Genomic DNA, 26318 nt, shown 5'->3' with positions numbered 1-26318 from the left:
CATCGTCAAATGCCCGCTGCTGGAGTTCCGCAACCATAGTGCGGAACATGAGATCAATCTGCTTAATCACGGGGCCCTCTATATCATTTTCACAAATATAGTATAGGCACCAGCTGCAAGCAAGCTCGGCGGCTTTTACCCCGTGGACGCTGCCCCGCCCTCTCCTCGAATAACAGTCATTCCCACCCCGATCCTAATTATACTAATATTCGAAATCTAGTATAGCATTGCTGTTGAGATGCCCGCCTTGATGGGAGCAGAATCGATAGCCCTGCATTTGCCGCAATCAGCGAGAGCAAATCTTGAGAGGTTTCCGGCTCTTGATCGTCGACGAACCGAAGTGAAGAGCCGGCACGAGCAAATCCCTCGCTTGGACGGAGGCACTGTTTCTCGTGACTGAACGGCCGCTCCAGAAGTGCCCACCAAGCAGAAGCGAGATCGAAAGCTCGGTCGATCTTTACGCGCGGCCTCGTCTGACTTATCTATTCTCCGCAAGGAGAATGATTATGACCAATACCCCACACGCCTACACGCCCGCCGAGGCTGCGGCTGTCAGCGAGATCGCTGTGAAGTCAGTGCACAATGCGATCGACAAGCGCATCATCGAGACTCATCTCATTGGCAGCCGGGGTCGAGCGCTCACCGATGAGGATCTGCTTCGGTTGAAGCTCTGGTACGGCGTCGGATCGATCTTGTCTGCCGAGCGCCGCAAACGCTTATTCGATACGATCGACCAGAACCCCGATGCCGAAACCGTGAGAGCAGACGACTATCTCATTATCGACGTTGCGCGGGCACGAGAACAACTATCCGCGCGGGCCGAGGCGCTTCGAGAAGCCGAACGACTGATCGAAAGTGTGAAAGGCGTCGTGGGCGTTGAGCCGGTATTCAAGAGAACCCGTGTTCCTGTGCGGACGATTGCCGCGATGAAGGCGCAGGGCGCAAGTACAGCGGAAATCGTTGAGGGCTATCCTTCGCTCACTGAGCGCATGGTGGAACTTGCCGAGATCTGGGTTGTGGCCCATCCCGCAAGGGGACGTCCGAGGAAGCTTTCGGAGCAGGGCCTGAAGGTGAAATCCGCGAAGCGCCTGAGCCTTCGGAACGCGAACGTCTCCAAACCCTCTAGCTCGACCTCGTGAGGTTTCTTATCGATGAATGCCTTCACACGTCTCTCGTGGCCGTGGGGCAAGCGCGCGGGCAACGACTGTTTGTATCTGAACAGGCCGGCGGCGAGCGGCATACCGGATCTCGTGCATATCGCCATGCGAGCTCAGCACCAATAGCCTGAGAAAGTGCGTGCGAGACAGAACTGCAGAAACGCGTGGACTGGCAGCAGTTGTCTTCGGCGCCAAGCAGGGGTTGAACAAAGCCGAACCGTTGAGCTGTCAGGTGGAAGCCTCAAAGTCGTGCGTTAATCTAGTTTTGATTCGTAAGCAGATTTATGGAACTGCATTGAACTGCATCATTAGCGGCTTGGCGTTTAGCCGCTGTCGGGTGCAGGTATTGGCCGACATTTACGCTGGCTCCGAGAGGCCGCTATAACCGATAGAGGCGCGCTGCGTTGTCGTGAAACAGTGCGAAGCGCTCGTTTTGAGAATAACCGGCCGTGATGATCTTGAACGCGTCCATGATCTTGTCGTAGCTGCCGAACAGCTTGTCGACCGGGAAATTCGAAGCGAACATGCACCTTTCGACGCCGAACGCTTCAATCGCCGCTTCGACATAGGGCCGGATGCTTTCGACCGTCCAGGTCCAGTCGCCCATTCCGAGGCCTGAGATTTTGCAGGCCATGTTGGGCGCCCGCGCGAGCACGCGCATCCCACTTCGCCACCCCTCGAAATGGCTCGGGCCGTCGACCTGCATGCCCGTGTGGTTCAGCATGATCTGCACGTCTGGAAAGGCGCGGGCAAGATCGAGAAATTCTTCCATCTGCCAGTAGTAGAGCTGGAGGTCGAAGCTCAGACCCCGTCGGGCAAGTTCCTTGAAACCGCTGCGCCATTCCGGCGTGCGGCTAACGCCAGCTTCGGTGAGATAGGTCTTGGCGGGATCCTCGTGATAGTTCATCGACTGCCGGATGCCGCGGAAGTTCGCATAAGTCATGTGCTCGTCGAGGAGATTGCCGACGTCGGGTCTGCGGAAATCGGCATATCCCACAATGCCGTGAGGAAAGCCGTGCTTGTCGGCCACGCCCTGCAGCCACCGAGTCTCGCCGGCCGGATCCTTCGGGTCGTATCCGACGTCGAGATGGACTGCCTTTACCAGGTTCTGGTTCTTTGCATCCGCGAGGAAGTCGTCGATCAGATACGTCTTGTTGATGGCGGTGTAGTCGCCGAAGGCAGATGGTTTCACGCCGTCCGATAGCCAGGGATAGTAGTTGTTGTCGAGATCCCACAGATGAAAATGCGGATCGATGATCGGGAGGTCTTTCATGCCTGCTGCCCTTCAAGAGATCGCTGAAAAGGACGCCGGCCAGAACAGCCGGCGTCCGCATCACCTTAGTTGGCGGGCGGGAACACCCGTGCGATGACGGCCTTCGCTTCCGGCGAGTCAACCTTATCGGCCGTCACCAGCGGCATGACGAGAGCGAGGTCTTTCTTGACCGGCGCACCCGAGATTGCGTTGAACACCTGCTGCGTCCCGTCGATTCCTTGTCCGACCGCCTCCTGGAAGAAGATGCCCTGGATGGCGTTCGACTTCAGCAACGAGATCGTCGTCGGGCTACCGTCTGCAACCGCAATGCCGACCTTGCCGGTAAGGCCGCGGGTCTGCAGCACTTTCGCGGCACCTGTGCCGGCCTCATCATACATGCCGTAGATGGCCTTGATGTCAGGATGGGCGGTGAGCATGTCATTGGCCTGCGTGACCGCCTCGTTGACGGTAAGGCCCCTGGTCTCCAGCATCTGCGCCAGATCGCAGCCGCTCGCCTTGAACGCCTCTTCTGCACCCTTCAGATATTTCTGGGCGTTCTCGCGGTCCTGCGGCAAAGAGAGCATGCCGACCTGGTTGCCGCCGCGGTCCTTGGCAAGCTTGCAGACGAATTCGCCCTGCGCCTTGCCGGTCTCGTAGTTGTTAGCCGTAACCGACGACGTGTAGTCGGTCTGGCCGGGCTGCGGGCCGATGCCGGCGAAGGCGATCGGGATGTTCTGCGATTTCAGATATGCGAGAAGCGGCGGCGTGCTCGTCGAGCTCACGGGGCCGATCACGATGGCGTCGACACCCTTGGTCACGGCGGTGCGGGCATTGTCCATCTGCTTGGCCGGCGAATTTTCCGACGTGTACTCGACATAGTCCATGCCGAGTTCCTTGGCCTTCTCCTTCACGCCGTAGCCGACCCACTGCCAGTAGGAGATGTCAAGCGACGGCGCTAGGTAGGCCACGGTCTTCTTTTCCTGAGCTTGTGCGGCGGCCGCAAGTGAAAGGGCCGCCATTGCGACGCCGGCAAACAGCCCCACTGCCCGTATCGATTTTGTCATTTTCATTCCTCCTCCAAAAGCCGGCTCTCGGGCCGGGTTGTTGTCAAACGGCCCCCCGCCGCGACTTGCTGAAGCGGTCGATGAGGACCGCGATGAGAATGGCGACGCCGGTGACCGACCCCTGCCAAAAGCTGTTGATGCCGATGAGATTGACGCCGTTCTGGATGACCGTGATCATCAGAGCCCCCAGCACGGCGCCGACCGCGGTGCCCGTGCCGCCGAGCAGGCTTGCACCGCCGATCACGACCGCCGCGATGGCTTGGAGCATCAGGCTCGACCCAGCCGTGGATTCCGCGTTCAGAATGTAGGAGATCGTCAGGAGGCCGGAGAACGATGCCAGCAGCGACGACGCGACATAGGCCATGAATTTTGTGCGCTTGACGGGAATGCCGAGCAGATAGGCAGCCGTCGAACTGCTGCCCACAGCATAGAACCAGCGGCCCGCCACCATCTTCTTCAGGAAGAGCTCGATCGCGATCAAGAGGATTACGCAGAAGAGGATGTAATTCGGAACGCCTGGTATCAGGCTGCCGCTGTTGAGGAGCCAGAAGTCCGGATCGCCGATCGGCATCGAGCGTCCGTTGGTGACGATGAAGGCCAGCGAGCCGGCAACGGCAAAGGTGATGAGCGTCACCACGAACGGCGCCAGACCGGCGATCGTGACGAGGAAGCCGTTGATCGATCCGAAAACAAGTCCGACGCCGAGACCGATCAGGCCTGCCGAGATGCCGCCAAACCCGTTTGCCATCGCCTGCGCGGTCACCATCCCGGTCAAGGAGAAGACCGAGCCGACGGATAGGTCGATACCGCCGGTGATGACGACAAGCAGGACGCCCAGCGACATGATGATAAGAGGTGCACCGGCCTGGGTGATATTGGCGAAGTTGCCCCAGGTGAGCGCCTGCGGAACCTGCGAGCCGACTGCAAGGGCCAGCAGCACGATGGCCAGAGCGATCGCGATCTCGGTCCTGTAGGCGCTAAAGAGGCTTTCCCTCTGCCTGATTTGTGTTGCCGGCGCTTCTGTCGGCGCGATGTGTGCCCGGGTCCCAGTCATGCGGCCATTCCAGTCAAGGTTACAAGTTTCTCTTCACTGAAGTCATCGCGGTCCATCACGCCGGCACACCGTCCCTCGGTGTCGAAGGCAATGACGCGGTCGCAAACTTCCAGCAGTTCGACATTTTCGGTGGACCACCAGACGATCACCGTGCCTGAAGCGGCCATCTGTCTGATGAGCTGATAGATCTCTCGCTTGGTCCCGATATCGACACCTCTGGTCGGTTCCTCGAGGACCAGCAGCCGGGAGGGCACGCCTAGCCAGCGGGCAAGCAGCAGCTTCTGCTGTGTGCCGCCGCTCAGCGTGCTCGGCGGATCCCAGACGGAAGCGGCCTTCACCTTCAGGGCCTTCAGCAGATCGAGGCATTCGCCCCCTTCAGAGCCGCCGGTGAGGAGCGCGCCTCTGGTCACACGGCGGGACGCCATGACGTTATCGATGATCGGAAGACTGTGGAGGACTCCCTTGTTTGCGCGATCGCCGGTCACATATCCGGCTCCCAGGCGGGCGGCCTTGCGCGGCGAACGGAGCTGGTCCGGCCATCCTGCACGCGCAACCGTCCATCGCTTCTTCCGAGCGGCGCCCGTTAGCCCTTCGATCAGTGCTGCCGGGCCAGCCGGCGCGCCGGCCACGCCGAGCACTGTGCCCGGCTGCAGTTCCAGCCTGAAACCTGCCTCCTCGAGTGTGATGGTGTCCGTTGCAGCGGAGGCGTCCGACCGGTATGCGACCCGCGGCGCCCCTCCCGGTGCATGAGAGGCTGCTACCTGCCCCATCTTTTCGATGATGCCGGCGTCCGTCAGCTCGTCCATCGGCTGACGATCCACCACCGTGCGGCCGTCGCGGATGATCGTGCAGACAGCGGCGATCTGCCGGATCTCTTTCATTCGGTGCGAGACAAACACAACCGACAGACCGGTATCGCGGGTAAGCCGCCGCAGGACCGCAAACAGTCTCTCCGTCTCAAGAGCTGTGAGATTGGCAGTCGGCTCGTCGAGGAGGATCAATTCCGCACCCGATGAAAGAGCCCTGGCAATTTCAACCATCTGACCTTCGTGGAGGCTGAGGCTCCCAACCAACCTGTGCAAGGACCTGGCAGCAAAGTCCTGGTCGATCATCCGCAGTGCGTCATGGGCCCGTGCCGCTGCGGCCGTACGCCGAAACAAGGCGGCACCTCTCCTGTGATGCGGCAGAGCAATGTTTTCGGCGACAGTCAGATGCGGCAGAAGCGCAAGTTCCTGATGCACGACAGCGACCTTCACCCGGCCCTCGGCCTCGCTCCGTTCCTTGCCCTCGCTGTCGAAGAAGCGGATCTCTCCATCATTGCGCGAGGCGGCGCCCGTGATGATCTTGATCATCGTCGACTTGCCGGCGCCGTTACCGCCAAGCAGCGCATGAACCTCCCCCCGCGCAACAGAAAAGTCGACGCCTTTGAGGACCGCGGTCGCACCATAAGACTTTGTAAGTCCTCGGACGGTGATGACGTTCTTTGACGCTTCACTCATCGAACGCCCTCAGTAGATCGTCAGCGCGGGCACGAAGCTGACCGCGAGAAGGAGGAGCATGGCCATGCCGAAAAACGGCCAGAGCTCGTTCGTCGTGGTGCCGAGCGGCGCCTTTGCGATCGACGACGAGATGAACAGGGTGGTGCCAATCGGCGGCGTATAGAGACCAATCCCCAGATTGATCACCATCATCAGGCCGAGCTGGACCCGATCCAGACCGATGGAGTCAGCGAGAGGGACGAAGATCGGTCCCAGCAACAGGATGGCCGGTGGCATGTCGAGCGGCATGCCGACAACGAGCATGATGACGTTCATCATGAGAATGATGACGATCGGGCTGGAGATGTGCGTCGAGACCCACTCGGCCATGTGCTGCGGAGCCTGATCGAATGTCAGAACCCAGCCCACCGCCGCGCTGCCCATGATCACGAGCATGACCACGCCGGTCGCGACACCCGCCTCCACCATGTTCTCACAGAAGCGTTTCCAGGTCAGGTCACGGTAGAATAGGACGCTGAGCAGCAGCGAGTAAACGACCGAGAGGACCGAGACCTCGGTCGGCGTCGCCAGGCCGGATCGCAAAAAGACGATGATCAGGATCGGCAGCAGAATTGCCGGGAAACTTTGCATTGCCAGCCGCGCCAGCTCGCGCTTGCGGACCTTCACGGCATCAATGGCATACCCTCGCCGTACCGACACGTACCAGCAGACGAACATGAAGCTCGCCGCCATGAGCAGCCCCGGAACAATGCCGGAGATGAACAGGTCGCCGACGCTGACGCCGCTGATCAGAGCGTAGAGGATCATCGGGATCGAAGGCGGGATAAGGACGTCGATGACAGCGGAGGTCGCGTTGTTGGCGGCGCAGAGCGCCGGTGGGAACCCATGCTTCTTCTGCCAGGGGATGAGAACGGAACCGAGCGCGCTCGCATTCGCCACCGCCGAGCCGGATACGCCTCCGAAGACAACGGAGGATACGACCGTGGTCGAGAGCGGCCCGCCCCGCCACCGCTGCATCGCGCGAGACGCGAGCTCCAGGAGCTGACGCCCAAGTTCGCCACCCAGCATGAGGGTGCCCGCGAGCATGAAGAACGGAAGCGCCAGCATCGGGAAGGACTGGGTCTGATCGTAGACCTGCTGAGCGACGACCGAGAGCGGGATATAGCCGTTGAACAGGACGCCTAGGCCGGCTGCGATGATCAGCGCATAGCCGACGGGAACGGCGAGGACCATCAAGATGCAAAAGGACACGATCATGACAAGTGTCATAGCGCGATCTCCTCGGGCTTGATTTCGAGGCGGTGATCCCAGCCCAGCCGGAGAACACGGGCGGTTGCAGCGATGGTGACGATGGACACGAGTACCGCGCCGATCGACAGCGAATAGTAGCCGATGCTGTTTGGAAGCTGCAGAACGGGGCTGCGTTCAGCGCCGGCGATCTCGGCCACCACGGTCGCCTGATACGCCAGCACCACAAATGCGGCGACGCTGATCGCGTTCGCTACGATCAGGGCCGTCGTGCGAGCGCCCCCGTCAAGCTTTTCGTAGAGCCATTCGACGGCCATGTGCCCACCCGCATGGGCCGCGATGATGATCCCCGCGATGATGAACCAAGGGAACATCAACATCGGCAATTCCTGAGCGAAGGACAGCCCTCCGCTCGCCGAAGCATATCGGGCAACGACATTGGCCGTGGTGACCACCGTCAGCGCGATGCCACTGACGGTGATGACCATGCGCGCAAAGATAACGATGATGCCGGCGACCAGATCGACGGCTGAATAGAACCTGCTCATGGGGCCTCCGGATTGTGGGTAGAGCGTTAGCCCCTCGCAGCGGCTTCCACCTGGGTGACGAAGTCGCCGAATGGCTTCTTCTTCCAACTGTCCGCGACGGATGCGGTCGCCTTGACGAAAGCATCGTGATCGACGCCCACGACCTCGACGGCGGCGTTCTTCTTGAAGTTCTCGAGCACCTCAGCGGCCTTCTCGCTCGAGAGCTTCCGCTGCAGAGCACCCGCCTCCTTTGCCGCGGCCTTGACCGCCTCCAAATCAGACCCCAAGCGGGCCTGCGCGATCTTCGACATCAGGAACGGAGTGGATTCCCATTTGTGAGCCGTCAGGCTGATATACTTGTTGACCTCGTGAAGCTTCGAACTCTCGATATTGGCGAGTGGATTCTCCTGCCCGTCCACGACGCCCTGCTGCAGGGCGATGTAGAGCTCGCCGAAGGCAATCTGTTCGGTGCCCGCTCCAAGCGCCTGGAAAATGTCAATCGTCATGGGATCGGCCGGCGTCCTGATTTTCATGCCCGCCAGGTCGGCAGGCGAAGTCACTTTGCGCTTCGAGTTCGTCAGATGGCGGATGCCGTTGTCCCACCAGTCCAGGGGAACGACGCCGACCGCTTCGAAGCGCCGGTTGAGCTCGGCGCCCACTGGACCGTTCAGGACGACCATCGCCTTGTCGGTGCTTTCGAACAGAAACGGCAGGCCGAGCGCGCTCAGCTCCGGTACGATCGCGGATGTGGCGCCCTGGCTGTTGGCCGTGAAATCCAGCGCTCCCGTCCTGAGGCTGGTGAGCATCGCGGAGTCGCTGCCAAGCGTCTCGGCGCCTGCGACGTTGATCTGGATACGACCTTCGGTCTTCTGCTTGACGAGTTCCGCGAATTTAGCGGCAGCGACGGTTCTGGGATTGCCGGGCGCGGCGCCATGGCCAAGCGTCAAGGTCGTGGCGGCAGCGCTGGCGGATCGGCTTGAAAGCACGATTGCCGGGGCCGCGAGCGCAGCAGCTGCGGTCGCCAGGAAAAATCTTCGATTGATCTGCAAGCTCATTTCATCCTCCATCATAAGCTTGTTTAAACGGCCGGCATCTCCTCAACCGGCCGAGGTCGTCAGGTCGAGAGCCAAGCCTTCACCGCCTCCGTCACCTTCAGGGTCGATAGCCCGTATTGGTCATGGAGCGTCGGCAAGGCGCCCGCCTCCAGGAACTGGTCGGGCAGGCCGATCTGGCGGAAGGCCGGCGGTGCAACGCCGGCGCGCAACAGCGTCCCGGCGACTGCCTCTCCAAGGCCGCCGATGACGGTATGGTTCTCCGCCACGACCACGAGCCGCCCGCCTTTGCGGCACTCGGCGACGATCGTCGCCTCGTCGAGCGGCTTTATGGTCGGGACGTGCAGGACGGCAGCGTCGACGCCGTCGTTTCGAAGCTGCGTGGCAGCCTCGAGCGCGCGCATCGTCATCACGCCCGACGAGATGATGAGCGTGTCCTTGCCATCCCGAAGGAGCTTGGCCTTGCCGAGTTCGAACTTGTAGCCGTATTCCTCCAGAACCAGCGGAACGTTGCCGCGCAGCAGGCGCATGTAGACTGGCCCCTTATGGGCGGCGATCGCAGGAACTGCCTGCTCTATTTCGCTCGCGTCGCACGGATCGACGATTGTTAGGTTCGGCATGCCGCGGAACATTGCGAGATCTTCCGTCGCCTGGTGGCTCGGCCCATATCCCGTCGTCAGGCCCGGAAGGGCGCAGACGATCTTCACATCAAGCATCTCCTCGGCAATCGCCAGGCAGATGAAGTCGTAGGCCCGCCGGGACGCGAAGACGGCATATGTCGTCACCCAAGGCTGAAAGCCTTCGCGCGCCATTCCCGCCGCCGACATCATCAGCAACTGTTCCGCCATCCCCATCTGATAGAAGCGGTCGGGATGGGCAGCGCGGAACACATGAAGGTCCGTGTATTTCGCAAGGTCGGCGGACATGCCGACAATGCGGTCGTCCTTCCGCGCCAGAGCTGCCAGAGCGTTACCGAAAGGCGCGGGCCTGGTCGGCTGATCGGGGCCGGCAATCGATGCGATCATCGCCGACGTCGTAAGCCGGGGCTTGTCGACGCCGCTTTCAAGATGCGCAGGCCGGATGTACTTGGAACGCCTCATGCTTGCACCCCCGCATCGATGATCCTGAGGGCCTCGGCCCATTCGTGGGGTTCGACGCGCAGGAAGTGGTTTCGATCGCGCGCCTCGAGGAAGGGTACCCCCTTCGCCATCTTCGTGTCGCATATGATGATGCGAGGCTTCGCCTCGGCGTAATGACGAGCAGCGTCGAAGGCTTCTACGAGCGCGCCGATATCGTTGCCGTCAACCCGCTGCACGAACCAGCCAAAGGCTTCGAATTTGGAGGACAGCGGTTCAAAATTGAGCACCCCGATCGATGGGCCGTCGGCCTGCATCTGATTGACGTCAACGATGCCAATCAGATTGTCGAGCTTATAGGAGCCGGCCGACATCGCGGCCTCCCAGGTCGAACCTTCATCGAGTTCGCCGTCGGAGAACAGGTTGTAGACAAAGGACGAGGACTTCTTCCGCTTCAGCGCCAAAGCCATTCCGACCGCGATGCCAAGCCCGTGTCCAAGCGATCCGCCGGTGATCTCCATTCCGGGCGTGTAGGCGGCCATGCCGGACATCGGCAGCCGGCTGTCATCCGTGCCATAGGTTTCCAGCTCGTCTTCCGGAATGATCTTGGCTTCTATCAGCGCGGCATAGAGGGCGATGGCATAGTGCCCAATCGACAGGAGGAAGCGGTCCCGCCCCTCCCATTCGGGATCGTCCGGCCGGTAGTTCGTGGCGTGGAAGTAGGATACGGCCAGGACGTCAGCGACGCCGAGCGCCTGGGCGATGTAACCCTGCCCCTGCACTTCCCCCATGCGCAGCGCGTGACGGCGGATGCGCCGGGCGCGTTCTGTCAGGCTGATATTGTGGCCAATCTGGCTCATGTCTGTCTCTCTCCGGAATGGACCTCAGTGGATCAGCATGCCGCCGTTGACGTCGATGACCGCGCCGGTGACGTAGGCCGACAGATCCGAGGCAAGGAACAGGTAAATATTCGCGACGTCGGCGGCCTCCCCGAGCCGGCTCAGGGGGATGCCCTTGATGATGTCGGCGCGCATCTCATCGGTGAGTTTGCCACCGGTGATATCCGTCTGGATGAGGCCAGGCGTGACGGAGTTGACGCGAATTCCGGCTGGACCGAATTCGCGGGCCATCGCTTTGGCGAGACCGAGCACGCCTGCCTTGGCTGCGGAGTAATGAGGCCCGCCAAAGATGCCGCCGCCACGCTGTGCCGATACCGAGGACATGCAGGCAATCGATCCGCCACCATTGTCCCGCATGTAGGGGATGAAGGCCTGACTCAGGAAGAGCACACCGGTCATGTTGACCGCCACGATCCGCTGCCAGTCAGCTTCGGTGATATCGAGCGTGCCGACCGGCTGGGTGATGCCGGCATTGTTGACGAGCGCGTTTACCGAACCGAAGGAGGCGATCACCTTGGATGCGGCCTCGGCGCAGGATGCCTTGTCGGCGACGTCGCAGCGCAATCCCACGTGGCTACCGGCCTTGACGCTCGGCAGAGCCGCCGCGGCGTCCGCCGCGGCATCCGCATCAATATCAAGGATGGCAACGCGCGCGCCGTGCTCGGCGAAAAGCTGCGCCGTCGCACGGCCGATGCCGCGCCTGCTCGCCGCGCCCGAAATGACCGCGGTCTTCCCATTGAGTAACATGTAATCTCCTCCCGATGCGTCCCAGCATCTGGCAAATCTTCGGCTAGTCAGTTGGCTTGCGGGGTCGAAACTGATCGAGTTGACGCCATTCGACAAACGCGAAGTTTACAACGCTGGGTGAATCTGGTTCACTAATCCGATGTTGCAGATGGCCTCACTCTCCGCGGTCCGCATCTTTGAAGCCGCAGCCAGGCTGGCGTCCTTTCGCGCCGCAGCCGAGGAGCTGCACCTGTCACCAAGCGCCGTAAGTCATGCCATTGCAAAGCTCGAGCGCGACCTTGGCATCTCGCTCTTCGAGCGAAGCACGCGAAAGGTCACCCTGACTCTGGCCGGCCAGACGCTCCTGTCCCACGCTTCGAATGCCTTCGAGGAGCTCCGCCGGGGTGTTGAGATGATTTCATCCAACAAGACTCACCTCCTTCGGGTTCACTGCGCGCCGAGCTATGCCGCGCAGGTGCTTTCTGCACGCCTTCCCGACTTCCTTGCAAAAAATGCGGGAGTTGAGGTGAGGGTTGCGGCCAGCACAAACTACGCCCGTTTCGTCGACGGCCTCTTCGATGTGGACATCGTTTACGGCGAACCATCGAACAGAGAAGATTTGATCGTCGTGCCGCTTGGAGAAGAGATCATTTCTCCGCTGTGTTCTCCAAAGATGGCTGAACGACTGAAAAACCCACGAGACCTGGCGCGTCTTCCCCTCATCCGCAGCGACCTGAAAAGGATTCAATGGATCGACTGGTTTGAACTTAATAACCTCGGCCCCCCGCCCCTCCCCGCCATGAGCTTCGATAGAAGCTTTCTGGCAGTCGACGCCGCAGCGAACGGACTGGGAGTGGCGTTGGAGTCCAACACTCTGGCAAGGCGCGAGCTCGACAGCGGGCGTCTGGTCCGCCCGTTCAGCAACAGCCGTGACAACCGCTACATCGGCCACTACCTCGCCTATCCGAAGGCCGGCAGCCAACGGAGGCTATCGAAGATTTTCGCAGACTGGCTTACGTCGCAGGTTTTTTGACAATATGTTTGTCCTCCCGACAAAGCGGGGCATTGGAACCGTCTTAACTCATCAACACCGCGTCGTATATGACAACGGACCTGTTTATTGCGTCATCCTGGATGACAGCTGAATGCGGGCCGAACCCACAGGCCTCATCTACACCAAGCGGTCACGATGTCCGATTTGAACCGAGGCTACCTGGGCTATAGCCATCGTCATATCCCCCAGTCACCGCCGCAAGCATCCCCGGGAGCTCTTCGGCCAGGAAGTCGAGGAAAGCCCTCACCGCTGGCACGAGGCCCCTACGGGACGGAAACACGGCATGAAGACCGTGCGCGTGCAATCGATAATGCGGCAAGACCTTCACCAGGCGGCCGTCGCGAATGGCGTCTCCGCAAATATTGACCGGCAGACGTGCGACACCAATTCCGGCTAACGCAGCCTGACACAGCACATAGACATCGTCAGTCATGAGCGTCGGCAGATATTCGATGTCGATGGAAACACCATCCGGCTTCAGCAAACTCCAGAAGTTCCTCTCGCCTCTCACGCCGGCAGGCCCGACGCCTGGCTTCCGCTGCAAAGAATCCGCGCTGCCGAAAGGACCGTGGGTGGCTATGAATTCCGGGCTTGCCACAAGCATCTGCTCACTCGTTCCCAAACTGCGAACGACAAGATTGGAATCGTCAAGACTCGATCTGATCCTGAGGGCGACGTCATAGCCTTCTGCGATCACATCCACGCGCCGATTCGTCAGATCGAGTTCAAACTGGACTGCGGGATGTGCCTTCAGGAATTTGCCCAACACCGGTGCAAGGTAGATGTGCGCGACACCAATCGGACAACTGACCTTCAGCCGACCTGAGGGATGTTCTCCTGCTGAGGCTGCGACTTCGAGTGCCGCCTGGGCGCTTTCCGCCATGGACTCGCAGTGCGGCAGGAGCGCTTGCCCGACTTCCGTCACGTGGAGAGCCCGCGTCGAGCGCTGCAGAAGACGCACGCCCAGTCGTCGCTCCAGGCCGGCGATACGGCGACTTACCTTGGATTTGGGCAGTCCGTGTGCCAATGCCGCAGCGGAGAAGCTTCCATGGTGCGCGACAGCGGCAAACAGCATCAGGTCATTCAAGTCTTCCAACGCTGTCACCCCGTATTATCGCATTGTTGCTTCAATAGAACAATCAGTCCCGATTCATAGTCCTACTGCGACATTTGGCAACCCGCTATCTTGCAATCGAACTCATCGGCAAGACGCCGACCGCAAATCCGCCGGAGGCACGACATGTCCGTCCTGAATAGAAGAAGCTTGATCGCGATGTCAGCGACCGGCGCTCTTGCGGGAATCATGCGGCAGCGGGCATCCGCGCGCACAGGAACAAGCGAAATGGCTGAACAGAAAACAAAAAACGTGGTGCTGGTGCATGGCGCATTTACAGACGGCAATTGCTGGAGCGAAGTCATCCTCCGGCTTGGCTCAAAGGGATACACCGTCACGGCCGCACAAATCCCCCTGACATCGCTCGCCGATGACATCGCCTACATCAAAAATGTCCTGAGCCGCCAGTCCGGCCCTGTCGTACTGGTGGGGCATAGCTGGGGCGGCATGGTAATCACCGAGGCCGGGCTTTCGCCGAGCGTCACGTCTCTCGTCTATGTGTCGGCGCTGGTGCCTGATGAGAATGAGTCGGCCATTGACCTTCAAAATCATGGTTCGCCTTCTTCCGGCATGGAAGGAGCGCGCCCCGACGACCGCAATTCACTCTGGTTCGACCCGGCTTACTATGGGCCCGCGCTCGCAGGCGATCTTCCGCCCGAGAGGATCCAGCTTCTTGCCGCCACACAGAAGCCTATCGCCGCAACCTCGTTCGGTGAAAAGGTAGTCGGCACCGCTTGGAAGAAAAAGCCGTCTTGGTATCTTCTGTCCAGGAACGACCGAGCGCTTGCGCCCGAACTCCAGAGCTGGATGGCTCACCGCAGTCAGGCTGCCATAACGGAGGTCTTCTCGAGCCACATGTCGCTGATATCCCATGCAGATGTCGTCACCGCACTGATCGAAGACGCCGCACAAGCCTGAGCTGCGGGCGCGTCGACCAGGCGACCCGCCTCCTTATCCCCGAGTGACCGCGGCCATGCTCGCCACGCCGGCGATGATCCGCGTCCGTTGTTCATCGACTGAACGCGCCGCGAGAGGCGCATGAAAGGAATTCTCATGAAGATACTGCAAATCAATTCCAGCGCGCGAATTGACGGCTCCACCTCCTCCGCTCTTGCCGACGCCATCGTCCGCCATCTGAGAAGGATTGATCCGGACGCTGTCGTCCAGATTAAGAACCTGGCCCGCGATCCGATCCAGCCGCTCGATGAACTGGCGGTCGCGGCACGGATGCTCCCTCCCGACGCGCGAACGCCAGATCAGACCGCCCGAGCGCTCGAAGACGAACGTCACGTCGTTGAACTCCTGGCGGCGGACATCATCGTCATCGGTGCGCCGATGTACAACTTCAACATTCCATCCCAGTTGAAGAACTGGATCGATGCTATCGCCAAGCCGGGTGCGACATTCCGTTACACGGAGACCGGACCGATAGGCTTGGTGAAGGGCAAGAGGGCGATCATCGCCCTGACGCGGGGCGGCTTCTACAGGGAAACGCCCGCCGACACGCCGGCGCAGTATCTTAGACACATGCTGGGCTTTCTCGGCATCACGGACGTCCAGTTCATCTATGCTGAAGGGATGGCGCGCGGCCCGGAAATGACCGCCAAAGCATTCCGCGACGCCGACGAGCAGATCCTGAACCTCGTGGCATAGTCCTTCCACTCCTTTAAGGAAATCCATCAATGCTTTATGTCGTTACTCTCACCTACATCCGCCCCATGGATGATATAAAAGCCCATCTCGACACCCATCGCGAATGGCTCGCCGAACATTTGAAGGCGGGAACAATTATCGCCGCTGGCCCTATGGAACCGGCTCTTGGCGGAATCGTCCTTGCCCATTGCGCCAGCCGGGAAGAACTCGACGCAATGCTGAAATCCGACTCCTTCCATAAGCAGAATCTGGTCGAATATGACATACGCTGCTTCAAACCCGTCCTTGGCGCGGAAGCCTTTGCGGAAGCTTTGACTCTGAAACCAAACCTGATCTGAGCGACCACGATGCTACTCTGATAACGCTGCTGACACCGGAGACTTTATCGAACGCAGTGCAGACAGAATACCTTCTCCATCCGCTTCGGTCAGTGTTCCACCTGGAGAGGTGACCGAGGCGGTTCGCAATGACGCCTCGCAACAGGCGAACACATTTTGCTATTTTACATTTGGCTCGGCGGTAGGCGAAAGAAAGGCGCCGCACGCGGAAGGATCGGTCGGGGAACCCGCGCCCCTGAAGCTTGTGCAACCGCTGCGCCTACGCCATGTTGCTGCGGAAACCCTTGTCGTTTTTAATCGGAAAGGAAATAACTTGCATATTGCGCACGTTGCTATTTGGACTCCCGACCTCGACCGACAGGTTGCATTCTGGCAGACGTATTTCGATGCCGAGATTGGGGAGCCATATCATAGCAAGCGCCGAGAAGGTTTCGTTTCGCGCTTCATCAAGCTTGCCGACACAGGTGCCGAAATCGAGCTCATGACCGGACCGTGGATTGACCCAAGTGAAGATCGGGAAGCAAGCGGATGGGATCATATTGCCATTTCTCTCGGGAGTCAGAAGGCGGTCGACGAAATGGCCGCCAGATGCAAGATCGACGGGATCCTGGTTTCGGGTCCACGAATGACGGGCGACGGCTATTACGAGGCCGTCATCGCGACGCCTGACGGCTCGCGCGTCGAGATAACCTCCTAATCGCAAAGTCCGGACAACGAGTGCCGGACTTCATCATCAATCCGTGAGACAAGGCGGTGGATACTGCCGTCCTTGATCAGTTGCAACGACGGGGCCGTGAAAGGGCATCGCCGCAGGCAATACTGTCGTATTCCGTGCATGCGTCAGGCTTGTTCGAAGTGGCAACAGCCAGACACGGCTGGGTTCTGCGGCAGCGCAGCTGAGATCGCGAGCTCTCTGCAACCCATTCATCGTCTCCTTTCTCGTGTGAACAGACGCAACTTCCTGTCCATTCGACCGGCTTGAACGTCAAAGACCTCGTCCCACGGGCGTTCGCACTTTGATGATAAGTGACGCAATGTGACGCGCCTGCCTTATCGGCGAGTTGACACATCACGCCTGCTTCTGGATGATTTCACTGTACGAGAGTTACTTTCACTCAGTGAAATAGGAAAGAGACCATGACAAAACAAACGCTGTCCAAGGAAGAAATAAGCGGCGTCATCCCGCCACTCGTTTCCACATTTGCGGCGGACGGCAGCCTGGATTTCGAGCTGTTCCGAAATGAACTGCGCTTCATGGAATCCGTCGGTGTGAGGCTGGCTGTCGTTGGAGGCAGTACGGGCTCGGGAGACGAGTTGAGCGCCGAGGAGCTGGGCCAGCTTGTCAATGAGGCCGTGCAGAACAGCCACATTCGCATTATCGCCGGCGTCATCACGACGACGACCAAGGACGCTATCCTAAGGGGCCAAAAAGCAAAAGAGGCTGGCGCAAGCGCGTTGATGGTCGGGCCGCCGATCTATACGACGCCGTCGCAGGAGGGCCTCGAGGCGTTCGTCCGAGACATCCATGACGCGACGCAAATGCCGATCATTTTCTATAACCACTTTTTCAGCCCTCCGTCGGTAATGCAGCGCATCGCCAAGCTGACCGGTGTCATTTGCGTGAAAGAGGTTGCCCTTGAACCGGTCGCGGAGCTTGTCCAGACCGTTGGAGATCGCGTCGCGATTGCTGCCGGCGCGGATAGCGTGAACATCGCAAGTTTTTTGTTGGGCGCAGACGCCTCGATCTCCGGCGTGAACACTGTCATTCCGAAAGAATACGGCGAAATTTACCGGGCGCACCTCGAAGGCGATTACAGGCGGGGACGTGAATTAACGGAAAGAATCGCGCCTCTTGCCCGAGAGATGATCAAGCCAGCCAACTTTCCCGCACGCGTCAAGTTCGCCATCAATCTGCTTGGCCGCAAGGTAGGCGAGCCCAGGAAGCCCAGCGGCGATCTGGCCATGGAAGATCAAGACAATATACGCGCTGCACTGCGCCACGCCGGACTTATCGCCTAGGCCAGGACGTGCCGAAGGATGTCGGATCACCATGAGTGTTCCGACATCTCACCCTCTCGCCGTTACAACACAAAAAAGGGAGCAGCTGTTATGAAAGAGACGAGCATCAACATCTTCACATCGACCACCATGCCGCGCCGCAATTTCCTCAAAGCGGGTCTGGCAGTCGGGTCATGCATCGCACTAGCCCCGGCGATCGCGGATCGAGCTCATGCCGGTGAACCGTCCCGCGGCGGCACTCTGCGTGTTGGTCTGGGCGCAGCAGGCGCTAAGTCGTCGCTCAACCCGTTTATCTCGACGGGAGACATGGACTTCGCCGTCGCTCAATCGATCTACGACCGATTGACTGATTTCGACGGCAACGGACACATTTACAACAGCTTGGCGGAGGACTTCAGCCACAACAAGGAAGGGAACGTCTGGAAAATTCGAATTCGCAGCGGGATTGTATGGCACGATGGAACGCCGTTTTCAGCCAAAGATGTTGTGTACTCGCTTCAGTACATGCTCACGCCGGAAAACAAGGCCGACGGCTTCACCAATCTATCGGGCTTGATGAAGCCCTCCGATATTCGAGCACTCGACGACAGCACCGTCGAAGTCTCGCTCGCTAAACCTTACGCACTTCTGCCCCAGGTTCTTGGGAGCAAAGTGATGTTTCTTGTAAAAGATGGCACCAAGGACTTTACTCAGCCGGTGGGCACCGGACCCTTCAGGTTCGTCGAATGGAGCCAGGGCCAACGGGTGACGCTGAAGCGGAACGATGCCTTCCGCAAACCGGGAATGCCGTATCTGGATGGTGTCGAATTCATTGCTATCAATGATCCGACGGCGCGGATGAACGCGCTAATTGCTGACCAGGTCGATGTTGTCGCACAACTCGATGGCAACCTTGCGCGTATCGTCGAGGCGAACCCTGCGATGGCTTTGCTGCGCTCAACGAGCGCAGCGACGACAGACCAGTTCATGATGGTCGCCCAGAAGCCGTTCACCGATGTCCGCGTACGTCAGGCGATGCGGCTTCTTGTCGACCGCGAACAGTTGGTGGCTAACGCCCTGGCCGGCTACGGCAGGATCGGCAACGATCTTCATTGCATAACTGATCCCGACTACGCCTCCGCGCTGCCGCAAAGGCAGCACGATCCGGATCAGGCCCGATCGCTCCTGAAACAGGCAGGATACGACAACGATCTTTCATTTGAGCTGTACACTTCGGACGCCGCGCCGGGGATGTTGGCATCCGCAACCCTCATTGCAAACCAAGCGAAGCAGGCAGGGGTGAAAATCGATCTAACTGTCGTCCCGCCGGACAGTTATTACTCCGGCCCGAAATTCAAGAAGACGGCCATGGCTAGTTCCGATTGGGGACAACACACAATCGAATCCGTTTTTGGACAGGCCTATGCCCGCGGCGCGTATTGGAACGAACCGGATTGGACGAACGACGCTTTCGACAAGTGGGTGTCCATGGCTCGCACGACGTTCGATCCGTCTCAGCGGAAGGACTACCTCTTTGAAGCGCAAAAGATCATCTGGGAAGACGGCGGCTATATAATCTGGGGCTTTAGAGACCTCTTGGATGCGACAAACGTCCGTGTGAAGGGGCTTTCTCCTTCCAGTCAACGCAATCTCGGCTACTACCGGTTCGAAGGGATTTCGCTCGAAGCCTAAGTTTCGCCCGGACCTAGCGATTGCCCCGCCTCCCCGAGGTGGGGCACCATCAAGAAGGGAGCCATGGATGGTTACGGCCCGTCTTTCAAAGTTGGTGATGGCAAGACTAGCGCTGTCTGTTTTCACGCTGATAGCCGTCTCGGCTGTCGTCTTCACCGCGACACTTTTTCTTCCGGGAGATCCTGCAAGGGCCGCACTCGGCCCCAAAGCTGATCCTGCCGCCGTGGAAGCCTTGCGCACCGAGTTTGGCTTGGACCGACCGGCAATCTCTCAATATCTCTCATGGGCTTCCGGCGTAGCGTCGGGGGATTTCGGCAGATCAATTCCATCGGGTCGTCCAGTTTGGGAGATGATCCGGCCGAAGGTGATCAATACCGTCATCCTCACTGTCTCTTCGCTTCTGGCGCTGATTCCGCTCTCGTTTTTGCTCGGGACCGCCGCTGCGGTATGGAAGGACAGATTGCCCGACCACATCATCACGGTCCCGACAATCGTACTTGTAGCCCTGCCGGAATTTGTCGTCGGCACGGTCCTGATCGTTGTCTTCGCCGTCGGTCTGAATTTCCTTCCGCCGGTATCACTGATCCAAGGCAACAGAACGCTGCTGTCGCAGTCGACCCTCTTCATTCTGCCTGTCGTTACACTCCTTTGCACCACTCTAGCCCAGGTCGTTCGCATGGTACGGGCTGTGGCCATCGAGGTCCTTTCGGCGGAGTATGTGTACATGGCTCGTCTTAGAGGCCTCAGCCCGGCTCGTGTGCTCATACGCCATGTCTTTCCGAACGTCCTAACGCCGTCGATCCAGACCATCGCACTGAACGCCGCCTGGCTCGCAGGTGGGGTCGTCGTTACCGAGGCCGTGTTCCAACTGCCTGGTATCGGCAGCGCATTTGCAGACGCGGTTATCAACCGCGATATGCCCACGGTCTTGGCCATAACTCTCTTGATTACCGGAACTTATGTGCTGATCAACCTGGTGTCCGAGGTTCTCATCATGCTTCTCAATCCTCGACTGCGAGCCCAAAACGCTTCGCTTTGATCCGTGAGGAGGAACAAATGCTTCGAACTATGCAGATCATGTTTTCCAAACGCGCATCATGGATCGCGTTGCTTCTCACGATCTTAATCGTTGGAGTCGCGACGATCGGACCGTGGCTCACCCCCTACGCGTACGACGAAATCGTCGGCCCCCCGTTTTCGCAACTATCGCGTGACCACCTGCTGGGAACGGACTTTCTGGGACGAGACGCTTTCAGCCGCTTTCTCTCCGGAGGTCAAACGGTTTTGATGATAGCGGTTCTGGCAACGACCTTGGCTTTTCTGATCGCAGTACCCATCGGCATATTGTCAGGTCTTCGTCGGGGCTCGTTAGACCATACTCTCGTCGCGCTCTCCGACATTATTTATGCCTTGCCTCCTGCAATTTTCCTGCTTGTACTGCTGGCGGCAACCGGGCCAAGCCTTACCACTGTGATATTTGGCATTGTCTTCATCCATGTCCCCCGCGTTCTAAGAATTGTTCGACTGATTACGATAGACATATCTCGAAACGAGTACGTTGAAGCCGCATTCGTCAGAGGTGAGCGCTGGCTGGCGGTGTGTCTCAAGGATATTCTGCCGAATATTCTCCCTCCGGTGTTGGCGGATTACGGCGTTCGGCTCTGCGGATCGATCATCCTTTACGCCTCGCTCAGTTATCTTGGTCTGGGGCTACCACCTCCTGCAGCGGATTGGGGAATGATGATCAGTGAGAACCGCTTGGGGATCACGATTTCCCCCTGGCTTGCCATAGCGCCCGCGGCAGCGATTGCGATCTTCTCGGTCGCCGTGAACGTCCTGACCGACAACTTCGCGCGTTCCATCGGCCATTCGAAGAGGCAGGAAAATGCTTAATCCCCCGTTGCTTGTTCAGAACTTGTCGATGCGCGACACCGAGGGCCGCATCATCGTTGACAACGCCTCGATTACCGTCGGCGAGGGCGAAGTGCTCGCCATTATCGGGGAATCGGGGTCAGGTAAGACATCGTTAGCCCTTGGCCTGCTTGGTTTTGCGCGCCCCGGTATGGTGTTTGGTGGTGGCAAGGTAATAATCGATAACAAGGATATACTGGCACTCACAGAGCGGGAGCTGCGCGACTATCGCGGAAGCAGGGTTTCACTGGTCCCCCAAAACCCGACAACGAGCTTCAGCCCGCGCAGGCGGGTCGGCGATCAAATCGCCGAACTGCTGCATGTTCACGGTTATCCGGCATCAAAGATCGCCGAAATGAGGCGGGATATGCTCAAGGACGTAGGCTTGCCGACCGATGCCCGCTTCCTGCGCCGTTACCCGTTTGAACTTAGCGGCGGCCAACTGCAGAGGGTTGCGATTGGAATGGCCTTCATCACTCGTCCTCGCGTGATCGTCATGGACGAACCAACGACCGGGCTAGACGTCTCCACACAGCAAACCATCTTGAATTTGATACGCGAACTAGTCCAGACGTCGAGGGCGAGTTTTGTCTATGTCACGCATGACTTGGCGGTCGTGCATAATATTGCGGACACGGTCGCCGTTATGCTCGGCGGCAAGATTATTGAAAGTGGCACAAAGGAACAGATTTTCACCAGTCCAGCAACCGAGTACACTCGCATGCTCCTTAGCACGGTCCCGCAGTTACCCCCGCGCTGCAAGGCTGAGGAAGAACCCGGGGCGCCGGACGGAGCGTTGCCGGCTCTACTTCAGGTAGAGGACTTGAACGTTTCTTACGGCCCGATGCGGGTTGTTCATGGGATCTCGTTTTCAATTGGCCATGGGGAATGCCTGGCTCTCGTCGGCGGCAGCGGCAGCGGAAAAACAACTACCGGCCGGTGCATTGCCGGTCTCCATGCGAGCGGTCAGGGTCGAATCACTTTCCAAGATGCGGCTCTCAATTTCGGCTATGCGAACCGCTCGCGGGCACAATTGTCAGCCCTTCAGATTGTTTTTCAAAACCCTGATCGGTCCCTTAACCCGCGCGAATCCATCCAGGATGCGGTCGGCCGCGCGGCGATGCTCACGGGTGCGAATAGAAGCTCAATCGGGCCCAAAGTGACGCAATTGCTCGAAAGGGTGCGCCTGCCTAAACGGGTTTCTAACTTGTATCCAGCCGACCTTTCCGGCGGGGAGAGGCAACGTGTCGCAATCGCCCGGGCTCTTGCAATGGACCCCGATTTGTTGATCTGCGATGAGATCACGTCGGCACTCGACGTCTCCGTACAAGCCGCCGTTATTGATTTATTGATGGAGCTGAAGCGCGATGGGCTATCGATGCTATTCATAACGCACAACCTCCCACTCGTCTCCGAGATTGCCGAATCCATCATCATATTGAAGAATGGTGAGGTGGTGGAACGCGGATCCGCCGGTGGGGTTCTGCGTGCTCCCCGGCACGAATATACCAAGCTGCTCTTGGATGCGGCTCCGAGAGTTCAATCTACGCGCCTCGCGCCTCGCGTGGTTCATTTTCCAAATTTGCAAGGATAGGCGGATGGAATCAGAAAGCGGAAAGTCCAGCAAGTTTGATGCAGTCGACCGAGCGGTGGCAATCCTCGCGGCGCTTGGCTCCGCCAGCGGTCCAAGTTCTTTGTCGCAAATCGCTCGTGAGGTAGGATTGGGGCAACCGACGACGTCTCGCTATCTATCCAGCTTAGTAGGCCACGGGTACGTCGAACGAGACGGAAGTGGCCGGTATGTCCTCGGCATTGGGGTTTATCTCCTGGGCCAAAAAGCTCTCCAACATCGAGACGTACGACACCTGGCACGGCCGCAGCTTGAAGTGCTTCACCGTCGCTATAATGAAACGGTCAGCCTTGCGCTTTGGGTTCATAAGGAGCTCGTGGTGATTGATTGTATCGAGGCCACTCAGGCGCTTAAGCAGGGAGCAACAGTGGGTTTGCCAAACCCGTGGCACGCAAGTTCGCTTGGCAAATCGATTCTGGCCTGGTTGGACGAGGAGACACTCAACGTTTTATTGCCTCCGTCGGCGCTGGATACATTTACCAGAAAGACGTTGTCGACAAGAGCCTCGCTGGAGGCACAGTTCCAAACTATCCGCGCGCTAGGCTTCGCGGTCGATGACGAAGAATCTTCCCTCGGGGGGCGATGCATCGGTGCCCCTATATTTGACGCGACGGGGCGTCCAAAAGGAGCAATCAGCATGAGCGGCCCCGTCAGCCGCCTTGTCTCCGAAGAAATCCCATCGATCGGTCTTGTTGTCTCCGAAGCCGCAAAAGAAATTTCTCGCGCCTTGGGCTACCAGGAATCGCCGCAACCCAGGATCCGAACGGCATGAAAATAGGTCTGGTCGGTACCGCTCACTGGGCATCGGAAATTCATGCTCCGGGGCTTGCCCGGGACCCAGGCGTAACATTCGTTGGCGTCTGGGGAAGAGATCGCGTCAAGACAGCGGGGCTGGCCGCAGAACACAAGGTTGCGGCCTATGATGATTTTGACCGGTTTTTGTCCGATGTAGACGCTGTAGCCTTCGCCGTCGCGCCTGGAGCCCAAGCCAAACTGGCGAAAACGGCCGCGGAACACGGAAAGCATGTGCTTCTTGAAAAGCCGATCGCACTCACGGTGGACGACGGCCTCGCCTTAAGTGAGGCTATACGCAAGAGTGGCGTACGCTCAGCTCTTTTCCTAACGCGCCTATTTCACCCCGAACTTCGATCGCAACTTGCCCAGGCTGCTGAAGCACCCGGGTTGAGGCATGGACGAGTGCGGATCGTGGCGAATTCCATGAGAGTTCCATCGCCATACATCAATTCAACTTGGCGCCAGGATCCGCGCGCTGCGCTTTATGATCTCGGTCCACACGCACTTTCCGTCTTGCAGTATGTTCTTGGGAGCATTGCTAAGATTTCCGCCGACCTCGATCCCAAAGGTCATATTCTGCTCTCCGCCCGTCATGAAAGCGGTGCCACCTCGGATGCCGAGTTGGCCTTAAGCGCCCTCGACGAGGACCTCGCCAGCGAAACCACCTTCGCTTGGAGTGGAGGCACGGTCGAGCTGCCGCACATTGACATGGTAAATGGCGGTGCTGCAGAGGCCTACCACGAGGCAATACGTCAGCTGATTGGCGAAAACGGCACGGAACCCTATTGCGACGTGTCGGACGGTTTGCGCCTTCTCAGGCTCGTTGCGGAATGCGATGGGCAACTCCGTATCTCGAAATAGCGTCGCATCAGCCTCCGACAACAACATGCTGAGTGGCACTGCAAGCGCCAGATGAGATCCAATTTCCCTCGGGCCTGGCTTAATTGATTGCGGCGGATCACTGCCGATCGAAGCAATGTGACGCGAACTCTGCGCACATTCGACACCACAAATTGCAGGTTGCGAAGTGCGCAAACATGGCTGCGGATGTAATCCTCGTGATTGCTGTGTCTATCGATACGTGCCAGCAAAACCTGCGCACCAGAGACTGACTGAATTCCTGCGAACATTCAATAATGCGAGCCAAAATGACGACTGTGAGTGCTTCCTTGGACAGTGACGGTGCGGCGAACCAGTCTTTGTTCGCGGCACCACCTAGCAAGCCTGAGTACACAGCGCTTCCCAACCTGCTTGACACCATTCAACGACAGCATGCCGCATATTTTTGGGATGCCGATATGGCGACAGGCCTTCCCTATGACAGGCGAGGAACCAACGGCGAGGTGATATCGGATCTGGTTTCGCTCGGAGGCGTTGGCTTCGGGATAATGGCGATAATCGTGATGGCTCATCGCGAATGGTTGGCGCGGGAGCGTGCCGCCTTGCGTGTTTCGACAATCATTGAGGCTTTGCGGAAGATAACAAGATATCGCGGGGGTTTCCCGCACTTTGTGAAAGCCAGCGATCTCAACTCAGTCCCCCTGGTGCCTATGGACGACGGTGCGGACCTAGTCGAAACAGCTTTACTCGTGCAGGGACTTATATGCGCTCGCGAATATTTTGATGAGAAAACGCGAGTCGAAGACAACATCCGACAACAAGTTGATGAAATTGTCACGGCGATCGAATGGAGCGGCTTCGTACATCCGGGAGCCCGGCCATCGTTGTTTTGGCACTGGAGTCCAAAACACCAATGGTCCCTGAATGTGCCTATTACTGGGTGGAATGAGGGGCTCGTTGCCTATGTACTCGCGGCGGGTTCGCGAGACCACTTTATTGGCCCGCAGGTCTTCCAACTCGGATGGAGAAACGAGGGTAAGTACCGAAACGGTAACAGCTATTATGGCCATAGCCTTCCCGCCGGCTCGCCATACGGCGGTCCTCTCTTTCTCTCTCAGTACTCGTTCTGCGGCTTAGATCCGCGGGGTCTTTTCGATGACCACATCGACTATTGGGACCAAGTCGTCGCTCATTGCAGAATTAACTATGAGCATTGCAGACGAAACCCGAAGGGACACATTGGTTATGGAGCATATGGTTGGGGCCTGACCGCATCAGATGGTCCCAAAGGCTACCTGGTGAGTTGCCCGCTAAATGATGTCGGCGTTATTGCCCCGACAGCCGCGCTATCGAGCTTCCCGTTCCTGCCCGACCAAGCGGAAGCTGCGGCACGGGCATTTTTCTCTTATGGAAACGGACGCTTGTGGGGAGCGTTCGGCTTTGCTGATGCCTTCGCTCCCGCTCAAAATTGGGTCTCCAATTGCAATCTTGCGATCAACCAGGGGCCGATCGTTGCAATGATCGAGAACTATCGCACAGGTTTGCTGTGGCGCTTGTTTATGAAAGCTCCGGAAGTTGTAACGGGATTATCCCGCTTGGGGATTGGGAGGCGGCAACACCACCGAGCGGATTCCGCAGTTCCGCTGTCTAAAGACAGGTGCATATATGCGAGGAGCAAAACGTGGTGAGTGACCCAGAGGACAGCAAAGTTCAGAGCGCGGGTCCGCCGGAGGGAAAAG

General features: G+C 58.8%; 25 protein-coding genes. 14 read left to right on the top strand and 11 right to left on the bottom strand.

Annotated features, from left to right (window positions below; all coding sequences use genetic code 11):
- Nucleotides 1-506 precede the first annotated feature (506 nt).
- On the top strand, nt 507-1139 hold the full coding sequence (locus tag CO670_RS23240; RefSeq protein WP_097592373.1) for a DUF433 domain-containing protein: 633 nt from the start codon (nt 507-509) through the stop codon (nt 1137-1139).
- Nucleotides 1140-1536: 397 nt separating this feature from the next.
- Here CO670_RS23240 and CO670_RS23235 read toward each other — a convergent pair whose 3' ends face one another.
- The 10 genes from CO670_RS23235 to CO670_RS23190 all read right to left on the bottom strand — a co-directional run bounded on the left by CO670_RS23235 (nt 1537) and on the right by CO670_RS23190 (nt 11575).
- Nucleotides 1537-2430, bottom strand: a complete 894-nt coding sequence (locus CO670_RS23235; protein ID WP_097592372.1) for an amidohydrolase — start codon at nt 2428-2430, stop codon at nt 1537-1539.
- A gap of 65 nt (nt 2431-2495) precedes the next feature.
- Complete coding sequence (locus CO670_RS23230; RefSeq protein ID WP_097592371.1) at nt 2496-3479, bottom strand: substrate-binding domain-containing protein; 984 nt, start codon at nt 3477-3479, stop codon at nt 2496-2498.
- Nucleotides 3480-3516: 37 nt separating this feature from the next.
- Nucleotides 3517-4527 carry an ABC transporter permease gene (locus CO670_RS23225; RefSeq protein WP_097592370.1) on the bottom strand — a complete coding sequence of 337 codons (1011 nt, stop codon included), beginning with the start codon at nt 4525-4527 and terminating at the stop codon, nt 3517-3519.
- The gene (locus CO670_RS23220; RefSeq protein WP_097592369.1) at nt 4524-6026 is read right to left on the bottom strand and encodes a sugar ABC transporter ATP-binding protein; all 1503 of its coding nucleotides are present in this window, start codon (nt 6024-6026) and stop codon (nt 4524-4526) included. Before CO670_RS23220 ends, CO670_RS23225 begins: the two co-directional genes overlap by 4 nt.
- A gap of 9 nt (nt 6027-6035) precedes the next feature.
- The gene (locus tag CO670_RS23215) at nt 6036-7295 is read right to left on the bottom strand and encodes a TRAP transporter large permease subunit (RefSeq protein WP_097592368.1); all 1260 of its coding nucleotides are present in this window, start codon (nt 7293-7295) and stop codon (nt 6036-6038) included.
- A complete protein-coding gene (locus CO670_RS23210) occupies nt 7292-7822 on the bottom strand; it encodes a TRAP transporter small permease (protein ID WP_097592367.1) in 531 nt (176 codons plus the stop codon). The genes CO670_RS23215 and CO670_RS23210 overlap by 4 nt, the downstream gene beginning before the upstream one ends.
- 26 nt (nt 7823-7848) lie before the next feature.
- Nucleotides 7849-8856, bottom strand: coding sequence for a TRAP transporter substrate-binding protein (locus CO670_RS23205; protein ID WP_097592381.1), 1008 nt, complete (start codon nt 8854-8856; stop codon nt 7849-7851).
- Between the two features lie 59 nt (nt 8857-8915).
- Nucleotides 8916-9953, bottom strand: a complete 1038-nt coding sequence (locus CO670_RS23200; RefSeq protein WP_097592366.1) for a transketolase family protein — start codon at nt 9951-9953, stop codon at nt 8916-8918.
- The gene (locus CO670_RS23195; protein ID WP_097592365.1) at nt 9950-10789 is read right to left on the bottom strand and encodes a transketolase; all 840 of its coding nucleotides are present in this window, start codon (nt 10787-10789) and stop codon (nt 9950-9952) included. The genes CO670_RS23200 and CO670_RS23195 overlap by 4 nt, the downstream gene beginning before the upstream one ends.
- Nucleotides 10790-10813: 24 nt before the next feature.
- Entirely contained in the window at nt 10814-11575 is a 762-nt protein-coding gene (locus CO670_RS23190) for an SDR family NAD(P)-dependent oxidoreductase (protein WP_097592364.1), read from the bottom strand.
- 139 nt (nt 11576-11714) lie between these two features.
- Here CO670_RS23190 and CO670_RS23185 point away from each other — a divergent pair, with 139 nt between their 5' ends.
- A complete protein-coding gene (locus CO670_RS23185) occupies nt 11715-12587 on the top strand; it encodes a LysR substrate-binding domain-containing protein (protein ID WP_097592363.1) in 873 nt (290 codons plus the stop codon).
- Between the two features lie 151 nt (nt 12588-12738).
- Here the strand turns inward: CO670_RS23185 and CO670_RS23180 are convergent, their stop codons facing one another.
- The gene (locus CO670_RS23180; RefSeq protein WP_245425968.1) at nt 12739-13713 is read right to left on the bottom strand and encodes a LysR substrate-binding domain-containing protein; all 975 of its coding nucleotides are present in this window, start codon (nt 13711-13713) and stop codon (nt 12739-12741) included.
- 135 nt (nt 13714-13848) lie between these two features.
- Between CO670_RS23180 and CO670_RS23175 the strand changes: the two genes are divergently transcribed.
- The 12 genes from CO670_RS23175 to CO670_RS23120 all read left to right on the top strand — a co-directional run bounded on the left by CO670_RS23175 (nt 13849) and on the right by CO670_RS23120 (nt 26267).
- Complete coding sequence (locus CO670_RS23175) at nt 13849-14640, top strand: alpha/beta hydrolase (protein WP_097592362.1); 792 nt, start codon at nt 13849-13851, stop codon at nt 14638-14640.
- A 120-nt stretch (nt 14641-14760) separates the two neighbouring features.
- Complete coding sequence (locus CO670_RS23170) at nt 14761-15375, top strand: NAD(P)H-dependent oxidoreductase (protein WP_245425964.1); 615 nt, start codon at nt 14761-14763, stop codon at nt 15373-15375.
- A 29-nt stretch (nt 15376-15404) separates the two neighbouring features.
- Nucleotides 15405-15713 carry a YciI family protein gene (locus CO670_RS23165; protein ID WP_097592361.1) on the top strand — a complete coding sequence of 103 codons (309 nt, stop codon included), beginning with the start codon at nt 15405-15407 and terminating at the stop codon, nt 15711-15713.
- 109 nt (nt 15714-15822) lie between these two features.
- Complete coding sequence (locus tag CO670_RS23160; protein ID WP_245425961.1) at nt 15823-16410, top strand: VOC family protein; 588 nt, start codon at nt 15823-15825, stop codon at nt 16408-16410.
- A 440-nt stretch (nt 16411-16850) separates the two neighbouring features.
- Nucleotides 16851-17732, top strand: a complete 882-nt coding sequence (locus tag CO670_RS23155; RefSeq protein WP_097592360.1) for a dihydrodipicolinate synthase family protein — start codon at nt 16851-16853, stop codon at nt 17730-17732.
- 90 nt (nt 17733-17822) lie between these two features.
- The gene (locus tag CO670_RS23150; protein ID WP_225881471.1) at nt 17823-19403 is read left to right on the top strand and encodes an ABC transporter substrate-binding protein; all 1581 of its coding nucleotides are present in this window, start codon (nt 17823-17825) and stop codon (nt 19401-19403) included.
- Between the two features lie 67 nt (nt 19404-19470).
- A complete protein-coding gene (locus tag CO670_RS23145) occupies nt 19471-20442 on the top strand; it encodes an ABC transporter permease (protein ID WP_097592359.1) in 972 nt (323 codons plus the stop codon).
- Between the two features lie 17 nt (nt 20443-20459).
- Entirely contained in the window at nt 20460-21296 is an 837-nt protein-coding gene (locus CO670_RS23140) for an ABC transporter permease (protein ID WP_097592358.1), read from the top strand.
- 28 nt (nt 21297-21324) lie between these two features.
- Nucleotides 21325-22908: an ABC transporter ATP-binding protein gene (locus CO670_RS23135; RefSeq protein ID WP_245425959.1), complete on the top strand. Its 1584-nt coding sequence runs from the start codon at nt 21325-21327 to the stop codon at nt 22906-22908.
- 4 nt (nt 22909-22912) lie between these two features.
- Nucleotides 22913-23716, top strand: a complete 804-nt coding sequence (locus tag CO670_RS23130) for an IclR family transcriptional regulator (protein ID WP_097592356.1) — start codon at nt 22913-22915, stop codon at nt 23714-23716.
- Nucleotides 23713-24600 (top strand): Gfo/Idh/MocA family oxidoreductase, encoded by an 888-nt coding sequence (locus CO670_RS23125; protein WP_097592355.1) that lies wholly within the window; start codon nt 23713-23715, stop codon nt 24598-24600. Before CO670_RS23130 ends, CO670_RS23125 begins: the two co-directional genes overlap by 4 nt.
- A 308-nt stretch (nt 24601-24908) precedes the next feature.
- Nucleotides 24909-26267 carry a glucoamylase family protein gene (locus CO670_RS23120; RefSeq protein ID WP_245425957.1) on the top strand — a complete coding sequence of 453 codons (1359 nt, stop codon included), beginning with the start codon at nt 24909-24911 and terminating at the stop codon, nt 26265-26267.
- Nucleotides 26268-26318 lie beyond the last annotated feature (51 nt).

It is taken from the genome of Rhizobium sp. J15 (assembly GCF_002531825.1).
GTDB lineage: Bacteria > Pseudomonadota > Alphaproteobacteria > Rhizobiales > Rhizobiaceae > Rhizobium.
The sequence above is the reverse complement of the archived record's forward strand: the minus strand, read 5'-3'. Positions and strand labels throughout refer to the sequence as shown.

Coding starts and splice junctions, on each gene's coding strand:
- CO670_RS23240 (WP_097592373.1), top strand. CDS start 507: ATGACCAATACCCCACACGCCTACACGCCCGCCGAGGCTGCGGCTGTC.
- CO670_RS23235 (WP_097592372.1), bottom strand. CDS start 2,430: ATGAAAGACCTCCCGATCATCGATCCGCATTTTCATCTGTGGGATCTC.
- CO670_RS23230 (WP_097592371.1), bottom strand. CDS start 3,479: ATGAAAATGACAAAATCGATACGGGCAGTGGGGCTGTTTGCCGGCGTC.
- CO670_RS23225 (WP_097592370.1), bottom strand. CDS start 4,527: ATGACTGGGACCCGGGCACACATCGCGCCGACAGAAGCGCCGGCAACA.
- CO670_RS23220 (WP_097592369.1), bottom strand. CDS start 6,026: ATGAGTGAAGCGTCAAAGAACGTCATCACCGTCCGAGGACTTACAAAG.
- CO670_RS23215 (WP_097592368.1), bottom strand. CDS start 7,295: ATGACACTTGTCATGATCGTGTCCTTTTGCATCTTGATGGTCCTCGCC.
- CO670_RS23210 (WP_097592367.1), bottom strand. CDS start 7,822: ATGAGCAGGTTCTATTCAGCCGTCGATCTGGTCGCCGGCATCATCGTT.
- CO670_RS23205 (WP_097592381.1), bottom strand. CDS start 8,856: ATGAGCTTGCAGATCAATCGAAGATTTTTCCTGGCGACCGCAGCTGCT.
- CO670_RS23200 (WP_097592366.1), bottom strand. CDS start 9,953: ATGAGGCGTTCCAAGTACATCCGGCCTGCGCATCTTGAAAGCGGCGTC.
- CO670_RS23195 (WP_097592365.1), bottom strand. CDS start 10,789: ATGAGCCAGATTGGCCACAATATCAGCCTGACAGAACGCGCCCGGCGC.
- CO670_RS23190 (WP_097592364.1), bottom strand. CDS start 11,575: ATGTTACTCAATGGGAAGACCGCGGTCATTTCGGGCGCGGCGAGCAGG.
- CO670_RS23185 (WP_097592363.1), top strand. CDS start 11,715: ATGTTGCAGATGGCCTCACTCTCCGCGGTCCGCATCTTTGAAGCCGCA.
- CO670_RS23175 (WP_097592362.1), top strand. CDS start 13,849: ATGTCCGTCCTGAATAGAAGAAGCTTGATCGCGATGTCAGCGACCGGC.
- CO670_RS23170 (WP_245425964.1), top strand. CDS start 14,761: ATGAAAGGAATTCTCATGAAGATACTGCAAATCAATTCCAGCGCGCGA.
- CO670_RS23165 (WP_097592361.1), top strand. CDS start 15,405: ATGCTTTATGTCGTTACTCTCACCTACATCCGCCCCATGGATGATATA.
- CO670_RS23155 (WP_097592360.1), top strand. CDS start 16,851: ATGACAAAACAAACGCTGTCCAAGGAAGAAATAAGCGGCGTCATCCCG.
- CO670_RS23150 (WP_225881471.1), top strand. CDS start 17,823: ATGAAAGAGACGAGCATCAACATCTTCACATCGACCACCATGCCGCGC.
- CO670_RS23145 (WP_097592359.1), top strand. CDS start 19,471: ATGGTTACGGCCCGTCTTTCAAAGTTGGTGATGGCAAGACTAGCGCTG.
- CO670_RS23140 (WP_097592358.1), top strand. CDS start 20,460: ATGCTTCGAACTATGCAGATCATGTTTTCCAAACGCGCATCATGGATC.
- CO670_RS23135 (WP_245425959.1), top strand. CDS start 21,325: ATGCGCGACACCGAGGGCCGCATCATCGTTGACAACGCCTCGATTACC.
- CO670_RS23130 (WP_097592356.1), top strand. CDS start 22,913: ATGGAATCAGAAAGCGGAAAGTCCAGCAAGTTTGATGCAGTCGACCGA.
- CO670_RS23125 (WP_097592355.1), top strand. CDS start 23,713: ATGAAAATAGGTCTGGTCGGTACCGCTCACTGGGCATCGGAAATTCAT.